The following is a 796-nucleotide window of genomic DNA, read 5'->3' as shown; positions in this document are numbered from 1 at the left end:
GTGCAAGCCTGTTCGTCGGCACGCACAAAGAGTATGGTGTGATGGAAAACATTCGACCCATTAAGACCGAAGCCGATTACGATTGGGCGATCGCCGAAATCACTAAATATTTCGAAAATGAGCCGGAGGTCGGCTCTCGCGATGGTGACCGGTTCGACGTTCTCGCAACTCTGATCGAGGCCTATGAGGACAAGCACTATCCGATCGAAGCCGCCGATCCCGTTGAAGGTGGGCCATCGCCTGGACGGCGATAGCCCTTTCGAATCAGGCAGCCTTCATCAAGCCGAGCTGGGTGAGGGCGGCGACGCCGTCATCGAGGCCGATCTCCTCGACGATCCTGCCGTCGACCACCTTCAGCACCGTGGTGCCGGTGAAACGCATCGTGCGGCCGGTGGCGGCCGGCAGCGAGCCGGCGAGGAAATCGCCGAAGGCCGGGCCGGTATGCGTGCCGCCGCCCTCCCACTGGCCGACGACATAGTCGCCCTCGGCAATCAGGTCGGCCGTGGCCCAGAAGCTGAGGTCCGGGAAGGCGGCGCGGAAGCCGCTCATGAAGGCCTTGATTTCGTCGCGGCCGCGGCGCGGCTCGTGCAGCGAGTATTTCAGCAGCATGTCGGGTGCCGCGATGTCGTCGACGACGGACAGGTCGCAGCTTTCACCCCAGAAGTCGGTGAACCATCTGACGACGACGGCCTTGTTGTCTTCTTGTCTGGTCATTGGAAGATCCTCTTGTCTCTGCAATGTGATCATCGGCGCCGCCGATGATCCGGGATCACCGGATTGGCCGATGACCTGGAGC

At 61.8% G+C, this 796-nt stretch carries 1 protein-coding gene and 1 pseudogene; one reads left to right on the top strand and one right to left on the bottom strand.

Annotated elements, in window-relative coordinates; all coding sequences use genetic code 11:
* Nucleotides 1-254 (top strand): annotated as a pseudogene (locus EN906_RS35860) (hypothetical protein); the annotation flags it as partial.
* Between the two features lie 10 nt (nucleotides 255-264).
* Here EN906_RS35860 and EN906_RS35855 read toward each other — a convergent pair.
* The gene (locus tag EN906_RS35855; protein ID WP_127269678.1) at nucleotides 265-714 is read right to left on the bottom strand and encodes an ester cyclase; all 450 of its coding nucleotides are present in this window, start codon (nucleotides 712-714) and stop codon (nucleotides 265-267) included.
* Nucleotides 715-796 lie beyond the last annotated feature (82 nt).

It is taken from the genome of Mesorhizobium sp. M7A.F.Ca.CA.004.06.1.1 (assembly GCF_003999135.1).
In the GTDB taxonomy this organism is placed as follows: domain Bacteria; phylum Pseudomonadota; class Alphaproteobacteria; order Rhizobiales; family Rhizobiaceae; genus Mesorhizobium.
This window is presented reverse-complemented; position numbering and strand designations above follow the sequence as displayed.